Source organism: Pseudarthrobacter sp. C1, from assembly GCF_034720455.1.
Taxonomy (GTDB): domain Bacteria; phylum Actinomycetota; class Actinomycetes; order Actinomycetales; family Micrococcaceae; genus Arthrobacter.
The window spans coordinates 511,727-531,747 of record NZ_JAYESK010000002.1 but is presented as its reverse complement, the minus strand read 5'-3'; the positions used below and the strand labels follow the sequence as shown (position 1 = coordinate 531,747).

Genomic DNA, 20,021 nt, shown 5'->3' with positions numbered 1-20,021 from the left:
ACTCCGGTGTGATGCCCGGCCCCGCGCCGCTGAACACCACAACAGGAAGGACGCCTACCATGGCGAAGCTCAGCAACGAAGAGCTCATTGAAGCTTTCAAGGAACTGACCATCATCGAGCTCTCCGAGTTCGTCAAGCTCTTCGAAGAGACCTTCGAAGTTACCGCTGCTGCTGTTGCAGTTGCCGGCCCCGCCGGTGGCGCAGCTGCTGAAGAGGTTGAAGAGAAGACCGACTTCGACGTCGTCCTCGAAGCAGCCGGCGACAAGAAGATCGCAGTGATCAAGGAAGTTCGCGCCATCACTTCCCTGGGCCTCAAGGAAGCAAAGGACCTGGTTGACAGCGCTCCCAAGGCTGTCCTCGAAGGTGCTACCAAGGAAGCTGCCGAGAAGGCCAAGGAGCAGCTCGAGGCTGCAGGCGCCACCGTTACCCTCAAGTAACAACGCCTTTTCCGCGAAAAGCCCCGTCCACGTCATGTGGGCGGGGCTTTTGCGTTCCCAGCCCAACTAGGTAGCGCTAAGTGTCGTTTTGAGGGTTCAAAACGACACTTAGCGCTACCTACTTGGGGCCGCGGTCAGGCCGGGTCGCTGATGTCCGCGACGACGGCACCCAGTGCTGCGGTCAGGGCGTCCGCATCCACGAAGGCGCTGTAGCCGTGGGCGCCTGCGCCCATCGAGATCCTGCGTCCGGTAACGGTGGAGTCCGCATAGACCGGCCAGCTCTTGGTACTGCCCAGCGGCGTGATGGTGCCGCGTTCATAGCCGGTTGCATCCAGGGCCGCGTCCGCGGGCGGCAGCGACAGCTTGTTGACGCCCACCAGGGTCCGCAGCTTCGGCCATGAGATCTGCCGGTCGCCGGGAATCAGCGCAAACAGGAACGAGCCGTCCTTGTGCTTGACCACCAGCGACTTCACGATGTCCGCCGGCGTGATTCCCAGGATCGCCGCCGCTTCCTCGAGGCTTTTGGCGGCGGGCCTTTCGACGATGTCCACTTGCAGGCCGCGGGCGGCGGCGTCGGCCAGGAAGCGTCCATGTCCGACGCCGTCCGCGTCCTTCACAACTTCGTCCGCCATCAGTCGCGGTACAGCAGGAGCGCTTCGCCCTGCCCGCCGCCGCCGCACAGGGACACCGCCGCCTTGCCTGTTCCGCGGCGCTTGAGTTCATGTGCGGCATGCACGGCCAGGCGCGCGCCGGAAGCCCCGATGGGGTGGCCCAGCGCAATGGCCCCGCCGTGGATATTGCACTTCTCAAGCGGGTAGTCCAGGTCCTTGAGCGACTGCACCGCCACCGATCCGAAGGCTTCGTTGATTTCGATGAAGTCGAGGTCAGCAGTGGTCCATCCCGCCCGTGCCAGCGCGTTCCGGATGGCGTTGGAGGGCTGGGAATGCAGTGAGTTGTCCGGTCCTGCCACCTGCCCGGGCTTCCCAACCACAGCGAGGTACTCAAGGCCGTGTTTCTCCGCATAGCCGCGGGAGGCCAGCACCAGGGCGGCGGCCCCGTCGGACAGGGGAGAGGAGTTGCCGGCGGTGATGGTCCCGTCCGTGACAAAGGCGGCGCGCAGGCCGGCAAGGGAATCCACAGACGTGTTGGGCCGAACCCCCTCGTCAGTGGACACCACGATGGGGTCCCCCTTGCGCTGCTTCACGCTGACCGGGACGATCTCGTCGTCGAACGTTCCATTCTTGGCAGCCAGCGCGGCACGCTGGTGGGACTGCGCAGCGACATTGTCCTGGGAGGTCCGGTCGATCCCCAGTGCCAGGTTGCGGGTCTCGGTGGAGAGGCCCATGGACTGGCCGTCGAAGGCGTCGGTCAGGCCATCGTGGGCGGCGGCGTCCCATGCCTGGATCGAGCCGTACGTCCACCCCTGCCTGGAACCGGGCAGCAGGTGCGGGGCCCGGGTCATGGATTCCTGGCCGCCGGCCACCACAACGTCCGCCTCCCCGGCCCGGATCAGGCGGGCGGCGTCAATCACCGCGGTGAGCCCGGACAGGCACACCTTGTTGACGGTCACGGCAGGGACGTCCCAGCCGATGCCGGCGCCAATGGAGCTTTGCCGGGCGGGGTTCTGGCCGGCGCCCGCCTGCAGCACCTGTCCCATGATGACAGCGTCCACGTCAGCGGCGTCCACGCCACTGGCTTCCAGGGCAGCCTTGATGGCGCGGGCGCCGAGCTCCACCGCGGTGAAGCTTGCAAGCTGCCCGTTGAGCCGGCCCTGCGGTGTGCGCGCTGCTGCGAGTATGACAACGTCAGTGTTGTCAGGAGAGTTGCCCATGGTTATCTCTTCCGGTCCGTTTTCGGTGTAGGCCACCAAGGGTACCGTGACCCTGGTCACCTAACTATTCAAACGCCTGTCCCGCCAGGTGCATTCCGCAAAGCAAGTTGCATTCCGGAACGCGGGCGGCGCCTTGGGAAGCCTGTTCAGGAAGCCTCTTCAACGTCGCCAGGGAGCCGGGCGGAAATCCGGTGCTTGCAATCCCGCCGGATGTGGGGTAGACATGTAGGTTATTTTGCCGTATCGTAGATATTTGCGTCTTCCCTGTTTACCTTCAGCCTTCATATAGCGGTGGGCTTTGCCTGGCAGCTGACAATCAACGTGCCGTCAACAACGTCACAGCATGGTCAGCACCGGCCCCGGGTCATATAGCGGAACCGGATTGGTAGCACTGCGGAGCATTCCGCAGGGTGCACAGCGGGGGAGATCTGAAAACGCCTGAAGGTCTGTGGAAGGATCCCTCTTGGTCGCCTCGAGCACCTCTAATAACGAAACCGCTAACACCGCCGACAGCACTGATGGTGCCACTCGCCGGCTCTCATTCGCAAAGATTCACGAACCTCTTGACGTTCCGAATCTGCTTGCCCTCCAGACGGACAGCTTCGACTGGCTGGTCGGAAATGAGCGCTGGCAGGCACGCGTAGCAAAGGCTGTCGAAGAAAACGATCTCAGCGTCGCCACCACGTCCGGCCTGTCGGACATCTTCGAAGAGATCTCCCCGATCGAGGACTTCCAGGGCACCATGTCCCTGAGCTTCTCCGATCCGGAGTTCGCTGACCCCAAGTACACCATGGCCGAGTGCAAGGACCGGGACGCTACGTACTCGGCTCCGCTGTACGTCAAGGCCGAGTTCATGAACAACAACACGGGCGAAATCAAGCAGCAGACCGTGTTCATGGGTGACTTCCCGCTGATGACCGAGAAGGGCACCTTCGTCGTCAACGGCACCGAGCGTGTCGTCGTCTCCCAGCTGGTCCGTTCCCCGGGCGCCTACTTCGAGCGCGCCGCCGACAAGACCAGCGACAAGGACATCTTCACCGCGAAGATCATCCCGTCCCGCGGCGCCTGGTTCGAGCTCGAAATCGACAAGCGCGACCAGGTCGGCGTCCGCCTCGACCGCAAGCGCAAGCAGTCCGTCACGGTCCTGCTGAAGGCCCTCGGCTGGACCGAAGGCCAGATCCTCGAAGAGTTCGGCCAGTACGACTCCATGCGGGCAACCCTGGAGAAGGACGCCACCGAAACCCGCGAAGACGCGTTGCTGGACATCTACCGGAAGCTGCGACCGGGCGAGCCGCCCACCGTCGAGGCTGCCCAGTCCCTGCTGGACAACCTGTACTTCAACTCCAAGCGCTACGATCTGGCCAAGGTTGGCCGCTACAAGATCAACCGCAAGCTTGGCATCGACCGCTCCCTTGGCGACAAGGAAGCTTCGGTCCTGCACGTTGAAGACATCGTTGCCATGATCAAGTTCCTCGTCGCGCTGCACGCCGGCGAGAAGACCATCAAGGGCACCCGTGACGGCCAGGAAGTGGACCTGCGCGTCGAAATCGACGACATCGACCACTTCGGCAACCGCCGCATCCGCGCCGTCGGCGAGCTCATCGAGAACCAGGTCCGCACCGGCCTGTCCCGCATGGAGCGCGTGGTCCGCGAGCGTATGACCACCCAGGACGTCGAGGCCATCACGCCGCAGACCCTGATCAACATCCGCCCCGTGGTCGCCGCGATCAAGGAGTTCTTCGGAACCTCCCAGCTCTCGCAGTTCATGGACCAGAACAACCCGCTCTCGGGCCTGACCCACAAGCGCCGCCTGTCCGCGCTTGGCCCCGGCGGTCTGTCCCGTGACCGTGCCGGCATGGAAGTCCGTGACGTGCACCCGTCCCACTACGGACGTATGTGCCCCATCGAAACTCCTGAAGGCCCGAACATTGGCCTGATCGGTTCGCTGGCTTCCTACGGACGCATCAACCCGTTCGGCTTCATCGAGACCCCGTACCGCCTGGTCAAGGACGGCGTCGTTTCCGACGACGTCCAGTACCTGACCGCCGACGACGAGGCCGAGGTGCTGATCGCCCAGGCCAACGCGCCGCTGGACGAGAACAAGAAGTTCGCCGAAGACACCGTCCTGGTCCGTGCCCGCGGTGGTGGAGGCGAGCCTGTCCTCGTCCCCGCCGCCGACGTCGAGTTCATGGACGTTTCCCCGCGCCAGATGGTGTCCGTGGCTACCGCCCTGATCCCGTTCCTCGAGCATGACGATGCCAACCGTGCACTCATGGGTGCCAACATGCAGCGCCAGGCCGTGCCGCTGGTCCGTTCCGAGGCCCCCTTCGTGGGCACCGGCATGGAACGCGCCGCAGCCGTCGACGCCGGTGACGTTGTCATCGCGAAGAAGGCCGGCGTGGTCACCGAGGTTTCCGCCGAGCTCGTCATCATGCTCAACGACGACGGCACCGAGACCAACTACCGCATCAACAAGTTCGCCCGCTCCAACCAGGGCAACTGCTACAACCACCGTGTCCTGGTGAACGAAGGCCAGCGCCTGGAAGTTGGCGGCATCATCGCCGACGGCCCGGCAACGGACCAGGGCGAGCTCGCCCTCGGCAAGAACCTGCTCGTGGCATTCATGTCATGGGAAGGCCACAACTTCGAGGACGCCATCATCCTCTCGCAGCGCATTGTTGCCGAGGACGTCCTTTCCTCCATCCACATCGAGGAGCACGAGATCGATGCCCGCGACACCAAGCTTGGTGCCGAGGAAATCACCCGTGACATCCCCAACGTGTCCGAGGAAGTCCTGGCGGGCCTGGACGAGCGCGGCATCATCCACATCGGTGCCGAGGTTGAAGCAGGGGACATCCTGGTCGGAAAGGTCACCCCGAAGGGTGAAACCGAACTGACCCCGGAAGAGCGCCTGCTGCGCGCCATCTTTGGTGAGAAGTCGCGCGAAGTCCGCGACACCTCCCTGAAGGTTCCCCACGGCGAGTCCGGCACCGTCATCGGCGTTCGCGTCTTCGACCGCGACAACGACGACGAGCTGCCCCCGGGCGTGAACCAGCTGGTCCGCGTCTATGTCGCTGCCAAGCGCAAGATCACCGACGGCGACAAGCTCGCCGGCCGCCACGGCAACAAGGGTGTCATCTCCAAGATCCTCCCCGTTGAGGACATGCCCTTCCTTGCCGACGGCACCCCCGTTGATATCGTCCTGAACCCGCTGGGTGTTCCGGGCCGTATGAACGTCGGCCAGGTGCTCGAAACGCACCTCGGCTGGGTTGCCAAGACCGGTTGGAAGATCGAAGGCGAGCCTGAGTGGGTCAAGCAGCTGCCGAACCTGCCGCGCGAGAGTGGCCAGACCACTGTTGCAACGCCGGTGTTCGACGGCGCCCGCGAAGAGGAAATCACGGGCCTGCTGGACTCCACCAACGTGACGCGTGACGGCGAACGCCTGATCAACTCCTCCGGCAAGACCCGCCTGTTCGACGGCCGCTCCGGCGAGCCGTTCCCGGATCCGATCTCGGTCGGCTACATGTACATCCTGAAGCTCCACCACCTGGTGGACGACAAGATCCACGCGCGCTCCACCGGCCCGTACTCCATGATCACGCAGCAGCCGCTGGGTGGTAAGGCACAGTTCGGTGGCCAGCGCTTCGGTGAAATGGAAGTGTGGGCGCTCGAAGCTTACGGCGCCGCCTACACGCTCCAGGAGCTTCTCACGATCAAGTCTGACGACATCCATGGTCGCGTGAAGGTCTACGAAGCCATCGTCAAGGGCGAGAACATCCCCGAGCCGGGTGTTCCCGAGTCCTTCAAGGTCTTGATCAAGGAAATGCAGTCGCTGTGCCTGAACGTGGAAGTCCTCTCCACGGACGGAACCACAATTGAAATGCGTGACTCTGATGACGCAGTCTTCACGGCTGCGGAGGAACTGGGTATCGATCTGTCCCGTGCAGAGCCCAGTTCCGTAGAAGAGGTTTAGCAGGCGGGCGTACCGGGAAAGCAGCGCGCCACCCGCGCTGCCTTTTCCGGTACCTCACCTCCCTCTTTCCGTAACCCAAGACTTCAGAATTTAGAGAACAAGAGAGAACAGGGACCATATGTCCAGCGAATCCTCCTTCGGCCTCATGCAGATCGGCCTCGCCACCGCGGAAGACATCCGCGGCTGGTCTTACGGCGAGGTTAAGAAGCCGGAAACCATCAACTACCGCACGCTCAAGCCCGAGAAGGACGGCCTCTTCTGCGAGAAGATCTTCGGCCCCTCCCGGGACTGGGAATGCTACTGCGGTAAGTACAAGCGCGTGCGCTTCAAGGGCATCATCTGTGAGCGGTGTGGCGTTGAAGTCACCCGCGCAAAGGTCCGCCGCGAACGCATGGGCCACATCGAGCTGGCCGCCCCGGTCACGCACATCTGGTACTTCAAGGGTGTTCCCTCACGCCTGGGCTACCTCCTTGACCTGGCGCCGAAGGACCTCGAAAAGGTCATCTACTTCGCTGCCTACATGATCACCAGCGTTGATGAAGCCGCCCGCCACGAGGAACTGCCCAACCTGCAGGTTGAGCACGACATCGAGAAGAAGCAGCTCATCGACAACCGCGACTCCGACATCGCGGCGATCGCCCGCGACCTCGAAGGCGAAATCGCCCGCCTCGAAGGCGAAGGCGCGAAGGCTGCCGACAAGAAGAAGGCCCGCGACTCCGCCGACCGCCAGATGGCCAACGTGCGCAAGCGTGCCGACGCCGACATCGAGCGCCTCGAGCAGGTCTGGGACCGCTTCAAGAACCTGAAGGTCGCTGACCTTGAGGGTGACGAAGGCCTGTACCGCGAGCTGCGCGACCGCTACGGCATGTACTTCGAAGGCTCCATGGGTGCCGAAGCCATCAAGAAGCGTCTTGAGAGCTTCGACATGCAGGCTGAATCTGACCTGCTGCGCGACATCATCGCCAACGGCAAGGGCCAGCGCAAGACCCGCGCCCTGAAGCGCCTGAAGGTGGTCAACGCGTTCCTGACCACCAACAACAGCCCGCTTGGCATGGTCCTCGACGCCGTTCCGGTGATCCCGCCGGAACTGCGCCCCATGGTCCAGCTGGACGGTGGCCGCTTCGCGACCTCCGACCTCAACGACCTGTACCGCCGCGTGATCAACCGCAACAACCGCCTCAAGCGCCTGCTTGACCTGGGTGCTCCGGAGATCATCGTCAACAACGAGAAGCGCATGCTTCAGGAAGCTGTTGACAGCCTCTTCGACAACGGCCGCCGCGGCCGTCCGGTCACCGGACCGGGCAACCGTCCGCTGAAGTCCCTGAGCGACATGCTCAAGGGCAAGCAGGGCCGTTTCCGCCAGAACCTCCTGGGCAAGCGCGTCGACTACTCGGGCCGTTCGGTCATCGTCGTCGGCCCGCAGCTGAAGCTGCACCAGTGCGGCCTGCCCAAGCAGATGGCGCTGGAGCTCTTCAAGCCGTTCGTGATGAAGCGCCTGGTTGACCTCAACCACGCCCAGAACATCAAGTCGGCCAAGCGAATGGTTGAGCGTTACCGCCCGCAGGTCTGGGACGTGCTGGAAGAGATCATCACCGAACACCCGGTGCTGCTCAACCGTGCACCTACCCTGCACCGCCTCGGCATCCAGGCCTTCGAACCGCAGCTTGTTGAAGGCAAGGCAATCCAGCTCCACCCGCTGGTTTGTGGCGCCTTCAACGCCGACTTCGACGGCGACCAGATGGCAGTCCACCTGCCGCTGAGCCCCGAAGCCCAGGCTGAAGCCCGCATCCTGATGCTGTCCTCCAACAACATCCTGAAGCCCTCTGACGGACGCCCGGTCACCCTGCCGTCGCAGGATATGATCATCGGCCTCTACCACCTGACCACCAAGCGGAAGGGTTCGGCCGGTGAAGGCCGCATCTTCGGCTCGGTCGCAGAGGCCATCATGGCGTTCGACGCCCGCGAGCTGCACCTTAACTCGCAGGTCAAGATCCGCCTCGAAGGCTTCGTGCCGTACGCAGGCTGGGAAGCTCCGGAGGGCTGGGAGCCGGGTCAGCCGGCACTCGTCCAGACCTCCCTGGGCCAGGTTCTCTTCAACGAGACGCTGCCCGAGGACTACCCGTGGGTCGAGGCTGTTGCCGACAAGGGCGAACTGTCCCGCATCGTCAACGACCTCGCCGAGCGCTACCCGAAGGTCGTCACCGCGGCAACGCTGGACAACCTCAAGGATGCCGGTTTCTACTGGGCCACCCGCTCGGGCGTTACCGTCGCCATCTCGGACATCGAGGTTCCGGCCGCAAAGCCTGCGATCCTCGCCGGTTACGAGGAACGCGCCGCCAAGATCCAGGGCCAGTACGACAAGGGCCTGATTGACGACGACGAGCGTCGCCAGGAACTGATCGAAATCTGGAACAAGGCAACCAACGAGATCGCCCAGGCAATGCGCGACAGCCTGTCACCGATGAACACCATCAACCGCATGGTGTCCTCCGGTGCACGTGGTAACTGGATGCAGGTCCGCCAGATCGCGGGTATCCGTGGCCTGGTGGCCAACCCTAAGGGTGAAATCATCCCGCGCCCCATCAAGTCCTCCTACCGCGAGGGCCTGTCGGTGCTGGAGTACTTCATCGCCACGCACGGTGCCCGTAAGGGCCTGGCTGACACCGCTCTGCGTACCGCAAACTCGGGTTACCTGACCCGTCGCCTTGTGGACGTGTCCCAGGACGTCATCGTCCGCGAAGAAGACTGCGGCACCGAGCGTGGCCTGGTCACGCCCATCGCCGTCGCCGATTCCAACGGCGAGCTGGTCCTGGACGAGAACGTCGAGAACAGTGCCTACGCACGTACCCTCGCCGTCGACGTCGTGGATTCCGAGGGCAAGGTCCTTGCGGCGGCCGGCACCGACTGCGGCGACGTGGTCATCGACGAGCTGTTCAAGGCAGGCATCACCGAGGTCAAGGTCCGCTCCGTACTCACCTGTGAGTCCAGCGTCGGAACCTGTGCCCTGTGCTACGGCCGTTCACTGGCAACCGGCAAGACCGTGGACATCGGCGAGGCCGTGGGCATCATCGCCGCACAGTCCATCGGTGAGCCCGGTACCCAGCTGACCATGCGTACGTTCCACACCGGTGGTGCAGTCTCCGCCAGCGGCGGCGACGACATCACCCAGGGTCTGCCCCGTATCCAGGAGCTCTTCGAAGCCCGTACTCCGAAGGGTGTTGCACCGATTGCCGAAGCAGCCGGCCGCATCACCATCGAAGAGTCCGAGCGCCAGATGCGCCTGGTCATCACCCCCGATGACGGAACCGAAGAGATCGCCTACCCGGTCCTGCGCCGTTCACGCCTGCTGATCGAGGATGGCGACCACGTCACCGTCGGCCAGAAGCTAATCAACGGACCGGTGGATCCCAAGCAGGTCCTGCGCATCATGGGTCCGCGTGCGGCACAGAAGTTCCTGGTGGACGAGGTCCAGGGCGTGTACCGCAGCCAGGGCATCGGTATCCACGACAAGCACGTCGAGGTTATCGTCCGCCAGATGCTGCGCCGCGTCACGGTCATCGAGTCCGGCGAGTCGGACCTGCTGCCCGGCGAGCTCGCCGAGCGCAGCCGCTTCGAAGATGCCAACCGCCGCGTTGTGTCCGAGGGCAAGACTCCGGCATCCGGACGTCCTGAGCTCATGGGCATCACCAAGGCGTCGCTGGCCACCGAGTCCTGGCTGTCCGCAGCTTCCTTCCAGGAGACCACCCGCGTCCTGACGCAGGCGGCCATGGAAGGAAAGAGCGATCCGCTGCTGGGCCTCAAGGAGAACGTCATCATCGGTAAGCTGATCCCGGCCGGCACGGGCCTCCCGCGCTACACCGAGGTCACCGTGGAGCCCACTGAGGAAGCAAAGGCCAACCTGTTCACCGGCCCCAGCGCCTTCAGTGACTTCTCGTACGACACCCTGGGCGGGGATGGAGCTCCCGAGTTCCACGCCATCCCGCTGGATGACTACGACCTGGGCAACGACTTCCGCTAAAGCGGCAGTCCCGCTGATTGATGGAAGGCCCCGTCCCCGCACCGCGGGGACGGGGCCTTCCCGTTGGGGCGGCATGGCCCTGATTAAGGGGTACGGGCCGTCCATGCTAGACTTGTTACCAATTGTTATTGTGGCAGTGGATGAGTGCGCCGGTACCAGCTGAAAGGCTGAACCAGAGCGACGTTTCCGGTTTGCAGGGTTCTTGTGCAACGTATGCCACATTTTTGCATGCCTAGGGGCCATTGAAGACGTAAGTCAGTTCCTATGGATGCGATCCGACTATTAAGGCTTCGCCTTCGCCGCCATGGAGAACTTCTTCAAGGCCCGGGCGGCGGGGCAACGCAAAGGAGAGTGGCCGGAAGCGGCCACTCCGGATAAAACGGAGAACACGAGAGTGCCTACGATTAACCAGCTGGTCCGCAAGGGCCGCACGCCTAAGGTCTCAAAGACCAAGGCTCCCGCGCTTAAGGGCAGCCCCATGCGCCGCGGTGTCTGCACCCGCGTCTACACCACCACCCCGAAGAAGCCGAACTCGGCTCTGCGTAAGGTGGCACGTGTGCGCCTCAACGGCGGCGTGGAAGTTACCGCTTACATCCCCGGTGTTGGCCACAACCTGCAGGAGCACTCCATTGTGCTCGTTCGCGGTGGTCGTGTGAAGGACCTTCCGGGTGTCCGCTACAAGATCGTCCGTGGTGCCCTCGATACCCAGGGTGTCAAGAACCGTAAGCAGGCACGCAGCCGCTACGGCGCAAAGATGGAGAAGAAGTAATATGCCTCGCAAGGGTCCGGCCCCCAAGCGGCCGCTCGTACTAGATCCCGTTTACGGCTCCCCGCTGGTCACCCAGCTCATCAACAAGGTGCTCGTTGACGGCAAGAAGTCCACTGCAGAGCGCATCGTCTACGGTGCCCTCGAAGGCGCCCGTGCCAAGTCCGGCGGCGACCCCGTAGCAGCCCTCAAGAAGGCCATGGACAACGTCAAGCCTTCCCTCGAGGTCCGCTCCCGCCGTGTTGGTGGCGCAACCTACCAGGTTCCGGTCGAGGTCAAGCCGGGCCGCTCCACCGCCCTCGCCCTGCGTTGGCTGGTTGGCTACTCCAAGGCCCGCCGCGAAAAGACGATGACCGAGCGCCTCCAGAACGAAATCCTGGATGCATCCAACGGTCTCGGTGCCGCTGTGAAGCGTCGCGAAGACACCCACAAGATGGCCGAGTCCAACAAGGCCTTCGCACACTACCGCTGGTAATACTCCCGGGCGCCGCCGGCTCAACCGAGCCGGCGGCGAACGCGTAGTCAATCCCAAAAGGAGACCCCGTGGCACAGGACGTGCTTACCGACCTTAGTAAGGTCCGCAACATCGGCATCATGGCCCACATTGATGCCGGCAAGACCACCACCACCGAGCGCATCCTGTTCTACACGGGTGTGAACCACAAGATCGGCGAAACGCACGACGGCGCGTCGACCACTGACTGGATGGAACAGGAAAAGGAACGCGGCATCACCATCACGTCTGCCGCCGTGACCTGCTTCTGGGAAAACAACCAGATCAACATCATCGACACCCCCGGCCACGTTGACTTCACCGTAGAGGTTGAGCGCTCCCTGCGCGTCCTCGACGGTGCCGTTGCCGTCTTCGATGGCAAGGAAGGCGTTGAGCCCCAGTCTGAGACCGTTTGGCGTCAGGCTGACAAGTACAACGTTCCCCGCATCTGCTTCGTCAACAAGATGGACAAGCTCGGTGCCGACTTCTACTTCACCGTAGACACCATCATCAGCCGCCTCGGCGCCAAGCCGCTGGTCATGCAGCTGCCGATCGGTGCAGAGAACGACTTCATCGGCGTTGTGGACCTGCTCTACATGCGCGCCCTCGTGTGGCCCGGCGATGCCAAGGGCGACGTGACCATGGGTGCCAAGTACGAAATCCGCGAGATCCCGGCCGACCTCCAGGCAAAGGCTGACGAGTACCGCGCGAACCTCGTTGAGACCGTCGCCGAGTCCTCCGAAGAACTCATGGAGAAGTACCTTGAGGGCGAAGAGATCTCGATCGATGAGCTCAAGGCCGGCATCCGCAAGATGACGATCAACTCCGAGCTGTACCCGATCTTCTGCGGTTCCGCATTCAAGAACCGTGGCGTCCAGCCCATGCTCGATGCAGTCGTGGACTACCTGCCGAACCCGCTCGACGTCCCCCCGATGATCGGCCACGATCCTCGCGACGAAGAGAAGGAACTGACCCGCAAGCCTTCCTCCGAAGAGCCGTTCTCCGCTCTCGCGTTCAAGATTGCGGCCCACCCGTTCTTCGGCCAGCTGACCTTCATCCGCGTGTACTCCGGTCACGTGGAAGCAGGCGCGCAGGTGGTTAACTCCACCAAGGGCAAGAAAGAGCGCATCGGCAAGCTGTTCCAGATGCACGCCAACAAGGAAATGCCCGTTGAGGGCGCTACCGCCGGCCACATCTACGCAGCCATTGGCCTGAAGGACACCACCACGGGCGACACCCTGTGTGACTCCGCGAACCAGATCGTCCTCGAGTCCATGAGCTTCCCGGAGCCCGTGATCTCGGTTGCCATCGAGCCGAACACCAAGGGTGACCAGGAGAAGCTCTCCACGGCCATCCAGAAGCTCTCCGCTGAGGACCCCACCTTCCAGGTGTCCCTCAACGAAGACACCGGCCAGACCATCATCGCCGGCATGGGCGAGCTCCACCTGGACATCCTGGTGGACCGCATGCGCCGCGAGTTCAAGGTCGAAGCCAACGTGGGCAAGCCGCAGGTCGCCTACCGCGAAACCATCAAGCGTGCTGTGGAGCGTCACGACTACACGCACAAGAAGCAGACCGGTGGTTCGGGCCAGTTCGCAAAGATCCAGATTGCGATCGAGCCGCTGGACACTGCCGAGGGCGAGCTGTACGAGTTCGAGAACAAGGTCACCGGTGGCCGCGTTCCCCGCGAGTACATCCCGTCGGTTGACGCTGGTATCCAGGATGCGCTGAACGACGGCGTCCTGGCCGGCTACCCGGTTGTTGGCATCAAGGCAACGCTGATTGACGGCGCCTACCACGATGTCGACTCCTCGGAAATGGCGTTCAAGATCGCCGGCCGTATGGCTTTCAAGGAAGCTGCACGCAAGGCGAACCCTGTCCTGCTCGAACCGCTGATGGATGTCGAGGTCCGCACCCCTGAGGAATACATGGGTGAAGTTATTGGTGACCTCAACTCCCGCCGTGGCCAGATGCAGTCCATGGAAGATGCACAGGGCGTCAAGGTCATCCGTGCGCACGTCCCGCTGTCCGGCATGTTCGGCTACATCGGTGACCTGCGCTCCAAGACCCAGGGCCGTGCTGTGTACTCCATGACGTTCAACAGCTACGCCGAGGTCCCGAAGGCTGTTGCCGACGAGATCATCCAGAAGAGCCGCGGCGAATAGTCCCCCCGGGACTTTTCTAAGCGAACAACCTCGGGTGCGCCTGCCGGAAGCGGTCAGCGCAGCCGGTGCAGGTGGCCGGGCCGGTCGGATTCATCCGGTCAAGCCGGGTCCCGGCCATCTGCACGAACAGGCTCAAGGCACTAGTATTAGTTCCTGAATCTGCAATTTCACCAATCCAAAGCCCCCCAAGTAGACTTACCTGAGTTTCCGCCGCGACAAGCGCGGCTGAAGGGTACGTCATTTGAAAACGTTCTAGGAGGAACCTGTGGCAAAGGCAAAGTTCGAGCGGACTAAGCCGCACGTTAACATCGGCACCATTGGTCACGTTGACCACGGTAAGACGACGTTGACGGCCGCCATTTCCAAGGTGCTGTACGACAAGTACCCGGATCTCAACGAGAAGCGCGACTTCGCGTCGATCGACTCTGCTCCCGAAGAGCGTCAGCGCGGTATTACCATCAACATCTCCCACGTGGAGTACCAGACCGAGAAGCGCCACTACGCACACGTAGACGCTCCCGGTCACGCTGACTACATCAAGAACATGATCACCGGTGCTGCCCAGATGGACGGCGCAATCCTCGTGGTTGCTGCTACCGATGGCCCCATGGCTCAGACCCGCGAGCACGTTCTGCTCGCCCGCCAGGTTGGTGTTCCCTACCTGCTGGTCGCCCTGAACAAGGCTGACATGGTTGACGATGAGGAACTGCTGGACCTCGTTGAAATGGAAGTTCGTGAGCTCCTCAGCTCGCAGGGCTTCGATGGCGACGAAGCACCGGTTGTCCGCGTTTCAGGCCTCAAGGCCCTGGAAGGCGACCCCGAGTGGGTCAAGTCCGTTGAGGACCTGATGGCTGCTGTGGACGAGTCCGTTCCGGACCCCATCCGCGACCGCGACAAGCCCTTCCTGATGCCGATCGAGGACGTCTTCACCATCACCGGCCGTGGCACCGTTGTTACGGGCCGCGCCGAGCGTGGAACCCTCGCCATCAACTCCGAGGTCGAGATCGTCGGCATCCGTCCGGTCCAGAAGACCACGGTTACCGGTATCGAGATGTTCCACAAGCAGCTCGACGAAGCATGGGCCGGCGAGAACTGTGGCCTCCTGCTCCGCGGTCTGAAGCGCGACGATGTCGAGCGTGGCCAGGTTGTCGTCAAGCCGGGTTCCATCACCCCGCACACCGACTTCGAGGCTAACGTCTACATCCTCTCCAAGGACGAAGGCGGGCGTCACAACCCGTTCTACTCCAACTACCGCCCGCAGTTCTACTTCCGTACCACGGACGTAACCGGCGTTATCACCCTGCCCGAGGGCACGGAAATGGTTATGCCCGGCGACAACACTGAGATGACCGTTGCGCTCATCCAGCCGATCGCAATGGAAGAGGGCCTCGGCTTCGCAATCCGCGAAGGCGGCCGCACCGTTGGTTCAGGACGCGTTACCAAGATCATCAAGTAATTCTTGTTGAACTGAAGAACAGCCCCGCTGCTACTGCAGCGGGGCTGTTCTTTTCGGTTAACGCGGCCCTGATACTGTTGCTGGACCGAAAGGAGTTCACCATGGGCTGGCTAATTTTCCTGATCATCGCGATTGCCGTCGTGGCCGGTGTGTTTTGGGCCAGGCGGTATTTCCGCCACGAGATCGACCGCGCGAAGCGCATCAACAGGGCTAACAAGGAGCTGTAGCTGCTCACGGCGCCCCCGCCGGGAGCACAAACTAGGCCTTGCCCGCTTTCCTTGCGCGGCTGAGTTCCTGGTACCAGTAGAAGGACTGTTTCGGGGTGCGCGCCTGGGTGTCAAAGTCCACATGGACCAGTCCGAAGCGTTGTGAATATCCGGCCGCCCACTCGAAGTTGTCCATGAGGGTCCACACGTAGTAGCCCCGGAGGTCCACGCCGGAAGCGATCCCGCCCGGAGCGGTGGCATCAAGGGCTGCCCCAAGGTGCGTGGCCAGGTAGCGCACCCGCTCCTCGTCCTGCCATGTTCCGGACACGGTCTCGGGCTCAGGGAAGCTGGCGCCGCCCTCGGTGATGAACACCGGCGGCAGTACTTCGCCGTACCGGTCGTGGAGCTCTTTCAGCAGGACACCCAGATGATCCGGGGCCACAGGCCAACCAAACCCGGTGCTGTCGTATTCCGGGTAGCCCACCTCGTGGAAGGGCAGTCGCGCCACCGCTTTGTGGACATCTGCCGGGATTGATGCTGCGCCGCGTCCCAGGGCCACCTTCACGGGGAAGTAGTAATTCAGGCCGTAGAAGTCCAGTGGCTGGTGGATGGTCCGCAGATCGGCGTCGGAGATCCTGCCGATGGAGCGCAGCCATGGCTTGGCATACAGGGGAAGCTTCGGGTAGCGGCCCAGCAGCACGGGATCTGCGTAGATCCGGTTCATCAGCAGGTCATAGAGGTGGGCTACGAGCCGGTCACCTATCTTGCCGCTGGCGGGCCGCACGGGCGCGTGCAGGTTGGTCACCCCGATGCCTCCGGTTACGCCGGCTGCCCGCAGTGCCTGCGCACCAAGGCCGTGGGCCAGCAGTTGGTGGTGAATGGACGGGAGTGCGTCGAACATGAGCGCATGGCCGGGGGCATGCACGCCCAGGGCATAGCCGTTCAGGGTCACCGAGACGGGTTCGTTCAAGGTGACCCACTGCGCCACACGGTCCCCGAAGCGTTCGCCCGCGGCACTGGCATATTCGCCGAAGCGCTCGGCTGTCTCCCGGTTCATCCAACCGCCGCGGTGTTCCAGCGGCAGCGGGGTATCCCAGTGGTAGAGCGTAGCCATCGGGCTGACCCCGGCCGCAAGCAGCTGATCCAGAAGCCGGTCGTAGAAGTCCAGGCCTTCTTTGTTGAAACCGCCGCGCCCTTCGGGTTGGATCCTCGGCCAGGACAGTGAGAAGCGGTAGGAGTCCACCCCAAGGTCCTTCAGCAGGGCCACGTCCTCCGGCAGCCTGTTGTAGTGGTCGCACGCCACGGCGGGGGAGTGGCCGTCCACGATGGCGCCCGGCTTCTCGGCGAAGGCGTCCCAGCCGGAGGGCCCCCGCCCGCCGTCGGCCAATGCTCCTTCAATCTGGAAGGCAGCAGCGGCTACCCCCAAAGTGAACGACGCCGGCATCCGGCTGGCGAGTTCGGTCGCCGAGTCTGTGCTTTCCAGGGTCATGCCCCTATCATCCATTCGGTTGGGACGAGGGGCAATGGCCCCGGAAGAAGCACCCGCAGCCGGGCGTGAGCGGCGCCGATTCGCTTCTGCCGCCAAATTCCGGCATACTAGATGAGTTGTTCAAGCGCTTCTTCGCGTCCCGATCCGGATAATGCCGGATGCCAGGGTCCAAGTGGAAGACCAAACATAACCCACTCCCCATGGAATAGCGGATTTGTATGCGTGCACAGCGCGACACGCCCGACCGCGGGGGTCGGTTGCGCCGGCAAGGTGAGGAACCCGGATTCATCCGGATTCAGCTTGTGCGGCGGGTGGTAGTTACGACTTCAAATGCTTCGGCAGCCATACAACGAGAAATGAACAGGGCAGCCCTAACCAGGGGAAGCACAGACTGAAAGAGAGTCAGGCGACATGGCGGGACAAAAAATCCGCATCCGGCTGAAGTCATACGACCACGAGGTCATTGACGTTTCAGCACGGAAGATCGTTGAGACGGTCACGCGCGCAGGCGCAACGGTAGTGGGCCCCGTGCCGCTGCCTACGGAGAAGAACGTTTACTGCGTGATCCGCTCTCCGCACAAGTACAAGGACAGCCGCGAGCACTTCGAAATGCGCACGCACAAGCGTCTTATCGACATCATCGATCCCACGCCGAAGGCTGTTGACTCGCTCATGCGTCTCGACCTGCCGGCTGACGTGAACATCGAAATCAAGCTGTAGGGAGGTGCTGAGAGACTATGACCGCAACCCGTAACGTAAAGGGCCTGCTGGGCACGAAGCTCGGCATGACCCAGGTCTGGGACGAGAACAACAAGCTCATCCCCGTCACTGTGGTCCAGGCAGATTCGAACGTCATCACCCAGCTGCGCAACGCAGAAGCTGATGGCTACGTCGCCGTTCAGATCGGCTACGGCCAGATCGATCCCCGCAAGGTCACCAAGCCGCTGGCTGGTCACTTTGAAAAGGCGGGCGTCACGCCTCGCCGCCACGTCGTCGAACTCCGTACCGCAGATGCTGCTGAGTACGAGCTGGGCCAGGAGCTCTCCGTAGAGGTCTTCGAAGCCGGCCAGAAGATCGACGTCATCGGCACCACCAAGGGTAAGGGCTTCGCCGGTGTTATGAAGCGTCACGGCTTCCACGGCGTTGGAGCTTCCCACGGTGCCCACAAGAACCACCGTAAGCCCGGTTCAATCGGTGGCGCATCCACCCCGAGCCGCGTCTTCAAGGGCATGAAAATGGCCGGCCGCATGGGCGCCGTTCGTCACACCACGCTGAACCTCACGGTCCACGCGGTTGACGTCGAGAAGTCGCTGCTCCTTATCAAGGGTGCCGTTCCCGGCGCCCGCGGCCAGGTCGTCCTCGTACGCACCGCCGTGAAGGGAGCCTAGTCCAATGGCTAACACTGTCCAGGTTGACCTGCCTGCAGAGATCTTCGACGTCCAGACCAACGTGCCGTTGCTGCACCAGGTTGTCGTTGCCCAGCTCGCTGCTGCTCGCCAGGGTACCCACAAGACCAAGACCCGCGCTGAAGTTTCCGGTGCAGGACGTAAGCCGTTCAAGCAGAAGGGCACCGGCCGCGCCCGTCAGGGTTCAATCCGTGCTCCTCACATGACCGGCGGTGGCGTTGTCCACGGTCCCACCCCGCGTGACTACAGCCAGCGCACCCCCAAGAAGATGATTGCTGCTGCACTGCGCGGCGCACTGTCTGACCGGGCACGCAACGGGCGCATCCACGTTGTCGCCGAGCTGGTAGAAGGCTCCAAGCCTTCCGCCAAGGCTGCACTTGCAGCGCTGCGCGGCGTCTCCGACCGCAAGAACCTGCTGGTCGTCATCGAGCGCGCCAACGATGTTGCAGCACTGTCCGTGCGCAACCTCGCCGGTGTTCACGTTCTGTACGCAGACCAGCTGAACACCTACGACGTTCTCGTGTCTGATGACGTTGTCTTCACCAAGGCTGCCTACGACGCATTCGTTGCCGGCAAGGCAGTGGCAAAGAATGAGGAGGATGCCAAGTGAGTGCAGCCACCATCAAGGATCCGCGCGACGTCGTGCTTGCACCCGTCGTGTCGGAAAAGAGCTACGGCCTGATCGACGAGGGCAAGTACACCTTCCTGGTGGACCCCCGTTCGAACAAGACCGAGATCAAGCTGGCCGTGGAGAAAATCTTCTCCGTCAAGGTCGACTCGATCAACACCATCAACCGTGCCGGTAAGCGCAAGCGCACCAAATTCGGATGGGGTACCCGCAAGAACACCAAGCGTGCGATTGTCACCCTCAAAGAAGGCACCATCGACATCTTCGGCGGTCCGCTCTCGTAGCGGAGACCACTTTAACGAGGAAATAAATTATGGGAATCCGTAAATACAAGCCGACTACCCCGGGCCGTCGTGGCTCGAGCGTAGCGGACTTCACCGAAATCACGCGGTCGACTCCGGAAAAGTCGTTGGTACGTCCGCTGCCCAAAAAGGGCGGCCGTAACAACACCGGTAAGATCACCACCCGTCACAAGGGTGGCGGACACAAGCGCCAGTACCGTCTGATCGACTTCCGTCGTCACGACAAGGACGGCGTGGACGCCCGCGTTGCTGAAATTGAGTACGATCCGAACCGTACGGCTCGCATCGCCCTCCTGCACTACGTTGATGGCACCAAGCGTTACATCATCGCCCCGAACAAGCTGTCCCAGGGTGACTTCGTAGAGGCCGGCGCCAACGCTGACATCAAGCCTGGCAACAACCTGCCCCTGCGCAACATCCCCGTGGGTACCGTTATCCACGCAGTTGAACTGCGTCCGGGTGGCGGCGCCAAGATGGGCCGCTCCGCCGGTGCATCCATCCAGCTTGTTGCCAAGGAAGGCCGTTTCGCCCAGCTGCGTCTGCCTTCCGGCGAAATCCGCAACGTTGACGTGCGCTGCCGCGCAACCGTCGGCGAGGTCGGCAACGCCGAGCAGTCGAACATCAACTGGGGCAAGGCCGGCCGCATGCGCTGGAAGGGCGTCCGCCCGACCGTCCGTGGTGTCGCCATGAACCCGGTTGACCACCCGCACGGTGGTGGTGAGGGTAAGACGTCCGGTGGACGTAACCCCGTCAACCCCAACGGTCAGCGGGAAGGCCGCACCCGCCGCCCCAACAAAGAGAGCGACAAGCTTATTGTTCGTCGCCGTCGTACTGGCAAGAACAAGCGATAG

Annotated in this window: 16 protein-coding genes; 13 read left to right on the top strand and 3 right to left on the bottom strand. The window is 62.8% G+C overall.

The window, feature by feature from the left end:
* Nucleotides 1-59 precede the first annotated feature (59 nt).
* Entirely contained in the window at nucleotides 60-437 is a 378-nt protein-coding gene (gene rplL / locus U7114_RS05145) for a 50S ribosomal protein L7/L12 (protein ID WP_013601842.1), read from the top strand.
* 134 nt (nucleotides 438-571) lie between these two features.
* On the opposite strand, the gene U7114_RS05140 is transcribed toward rplL, so the two are convergent.
* Nucleotides 572-1,069, bottom strand: coding sequence for an aminoacyl-tRNA deacylase (locus U7114_RS05140; protein ID WP_157241601.1), 498 nt, complete (start codon nucleotides 1,067-1,069; stop codon nucleotides 572-574).
* A complete protein-coding gene (locus tag U7114_RS05135; protein ID WP_323056697.1) occupies nucleotides 1,069-2,268 on the bottom strand; it encodes an acetyl-CoA C-acetyltransferase in 1,200 nt (399 codons plus the stop codon). Before U7114_RS05135 ends, U7114_RS05140 begins: the two co-directional genes overlap by 1 nt.
* Nucleotides 2,269-2,731: 463 nt before the next feature.
* Here U7114_RS05135 and rpoB point away from each other — a divergent pair, with 463 nt between their 5' ends.
* From rpoB to U7114_RS05100, 7 genes are all read left to right on the top strand, one after another.
* Nucleotides 2,732-6,241, top strand: coding sequence for a DNA-directed RNA polymerase subunit beta (gene rpoB / locus U7114_RS05130; protein ID WP_157241602.1), 3,510 nt, complete (start codon nucleotides 2,732-2,734; stop codon nucleotides 6,239-6,241).
* Nucleotides 6,242-6,359: 118 nt separating this feature from the next.
* On the top strand, nucleotides 6,360-10,259 hold the full coding sequence (locus tag U7114_RS05125) for a DNA-directed RNA polymerase subunit beta' (protein WP_157241603.1): 3,900 nt from the start codon (nucleotides 6,360-6,362) through the stop codon (nucleotides 10,257-10,259).
* Nucleotides 10,260-10,653: 394 nt separating this feature from the next.
* The gene (gene rpsL, locus U7114_RS05120) at nucleotides 10,654-11,028 is read left to right on the top strand and encodes a 30S ribosomal protein S12 (RefSeq protein ID WP_009358312.1); all 375 of its coding nucleotides are present in this window, start codon (nucleotides 10,654-10,656) and stop codon (nucleotides 11,026-11,028) included.
* 1 nt (nucleotide 11,029) lies between these two features.
* Complete coding sequence (gene rpsG / locus U7114_RS05115) at nucleotides 11,030-11,500, top strand: 30S ribosomal protein S7 (RefSeq protein ID WP_026531948.1); 471 nt, start codon at nucleotides 11,030-11,032, stop codon at nucleotides 11,498-11,500.
* 68 nt (nucleotides 11,501-11,568) lie between these two features.
* Nucleotides 11,569-13,683, top strand: a complete 2,115-nt coding sequence (gene fusA, locus U7114_RS05110; protein ID WP_321214080.1) for an elongation factor G — start codon at nucleotides 11,569-11,571, stop codon at nucleotides 13,681-13,683.
* A gap of 265 nt (nucleotides 13,684-13,948) precedes the next feature.
* Nucleotides 13,949-15,139 (top strand): elongation factor Tu, encoded by a 1,191-nt coding sequence (tuf, locus tag U7114_RS05105; protein WP_104998637.1) that lies wholly within the window; start codon nucleotides 13,949-13,951, stop codon nucleotides 15,137-15,139.
* A 101-nt stretch (nucleotides 15,140-15,240) separates the two neighbouring features.
* The gene (locus tag U7114_RS05100; RefSeq protein ID WP_323056678.1) at nucleotides 15,241-15,366 is read left to right on the top strand and encodes a hypothetical protein; all 126 of its coding nucleotides are present in this window, start codon (nucleotides 15,241-15,243) and stop codon (nucleotides 15,364-15,366) included.
* 31 nt (nucleotides 15,367-15,397) lie between these two features.
* Here the strand turns inward: U7114_RS05100 and U7114_RS05095 are convergent, their stop codons facing one another.
* Entirely contained in the window at nucleotides 15,398-16,834 is a 1,437-nt protein-coding gene (locus tag U7114_RS05095) for a GH1 family beta-glucosidase (RefSeq protein WP_157241604.1), read from the bottom strand.
* 411 nt (nucleotides 16,835-17,245) lie between these two features.
* On the opposite strand from U7114_RS05095, the gene rpsJ reads away from it, so the two are divergent.
* The 5 genes from rpsJ to rplB are packed head-to-tail and all read left to right on the top strand — an operon-like array spanning nucleotide 17,246 to nucleotide 20,021.
* A complete protein-coding gene (gene rpsJ, locus U7114_RS05090; RefSeq protein WP_003803825.1) occupies nucleotides 17,246-17,554 on the top strand; it encodes a 30S ribosomal protein S10 in 309 nt (102 codons plus the stop codon).
* A 17-nt stretch (nucleotides 17,555-17,571) separates the two neighbouring features.
* Nucleotides 17,572-18,222, top strand: coding sequence for a 50S ribosomal protein L3 (gene rplC, locus U7114_RS05085; RefSeq protein WP_013601833.1), 651 nt, complete (start codon nucleotides 17,572-17,574; stop codon nucleotides 18,220-18,222).
* 4 nt (nucleotides 18,223-18,226) lie between these two features.
* Nucleotides 18,227-18,850 carry a 50S ribosomal protein L4 gene (gene rplD / locus U7114_RS05080; RefSeq protein WP_104998635.1) on the top strand — a complete coding sequence of 208 codons (624 nt, stop codon included), beginning with the start codon at nucleotides 18,227-18,229 and terminating at the stop codon, nucleotides 18,848-18,850.
* Nucleotides 18,847-19,152, top strand: coding sequence for a 50S ribosomal protein L23 (gene rplW, locus U7114_RS05075; protein WP_102975110.1), 306 nt, complete (start codon nucleotides 18,847-18,849; stop codon nucleotides 19,150-19,152). Before rplD ends, rplW begins: the two co-directional genes overlap by 4 nt.
* 29 nt (nucleotides 19,153-19,181) lie before the next feature.
* Nucleotides 19,182-20,021 (top strand): 50S ribosomal protein L2, encoded by an 840-nt coding sequence (rplB, locus tag U7114_RS05070; protein ID WP_066277871.1) that lies wholly within the window; start codon nucleotides 19,182-19,184, stop codon nucleotides 20,019-20,021.

Excerpts from the sequence above, each read along its gene's own strand:
- rplL (WP_013601842.1), top strand. The coding sequence starts at position 60 with ATGGCGAAGCTCAGCAACGAAGAGCTCATTGAAGCTTTCAAGGAACTG.
- U7114_RS05140 (WP_157241601.1), bottom strand. The coding sequence starts at position 1,069 with ATGGCGGACGAAGTTGTGAAGGACGCGGACGGCGTCGGACATGGACGC.
- U7114_RS05135 (WP_323056697.1), bottom strand. The coding sequence starts at position 2,268 with ATGGGCAACTCTCCTGACAACACTGACGTTGTCATACTCGCAGCAGCG.
- U7114_RS05125 (WP_157241603.1), top strand. The coding sequence starts at position 6,360 with ATGTCCAGCGAATCCTCCTTCGGCCTCATGCAGATCGGCCTCGCCACC.
- rpsG (WP_026531948.1), top strand. The coding sequence starts at position 11,030 with ATGCCTCGCAAGGGTCCGGCCCCCAAGCGGCCGCTCGTACTAGATCCC.
- U7114_RS05100 (WP_323056678.1), top strand. The coding sequence starts at position 15,241 with ATGGGCTGGCTAATTTTCCTGATCATCGCGATTGCCGTCGTGGCCGGT.
- U7114_RS05095 (WP_157241604.1), bottom strand. The coding sequence starts at position 16,834 with ATGACCCTGGAAAGCACAGACTCGGCGACCGAACTCGCCAGCCGGATG.
- rpsJ (WP_003803825.1), top strand. The coding sequence starts at position 17,246 with ATGGCGGGACAAAAAATCCGCATCCGGCTGAAGTCATACGACCACGAG.
- rplC (WP_013601833.1), top strand. The coding sequence starts at position 17,572 with ATGACCGCAACCCGTAACGTAAAGGGCCTGCTGGGCACGAAGCTCGGC.
- rplD (WP_104998635.1), top strand. The coding sequence starts at position 18,227 with ATGGCTAACACTGTCCAGGTTGACCTGCCTGCAGAGATCTTCGACGTC.
- rplB (WP_066277871.1), top strand. The coding sequence starts at position 19,182 with ATGGGAATCCGTAAATACAAGCCGACTACCCCGGGCCGTCGTGGCTCG.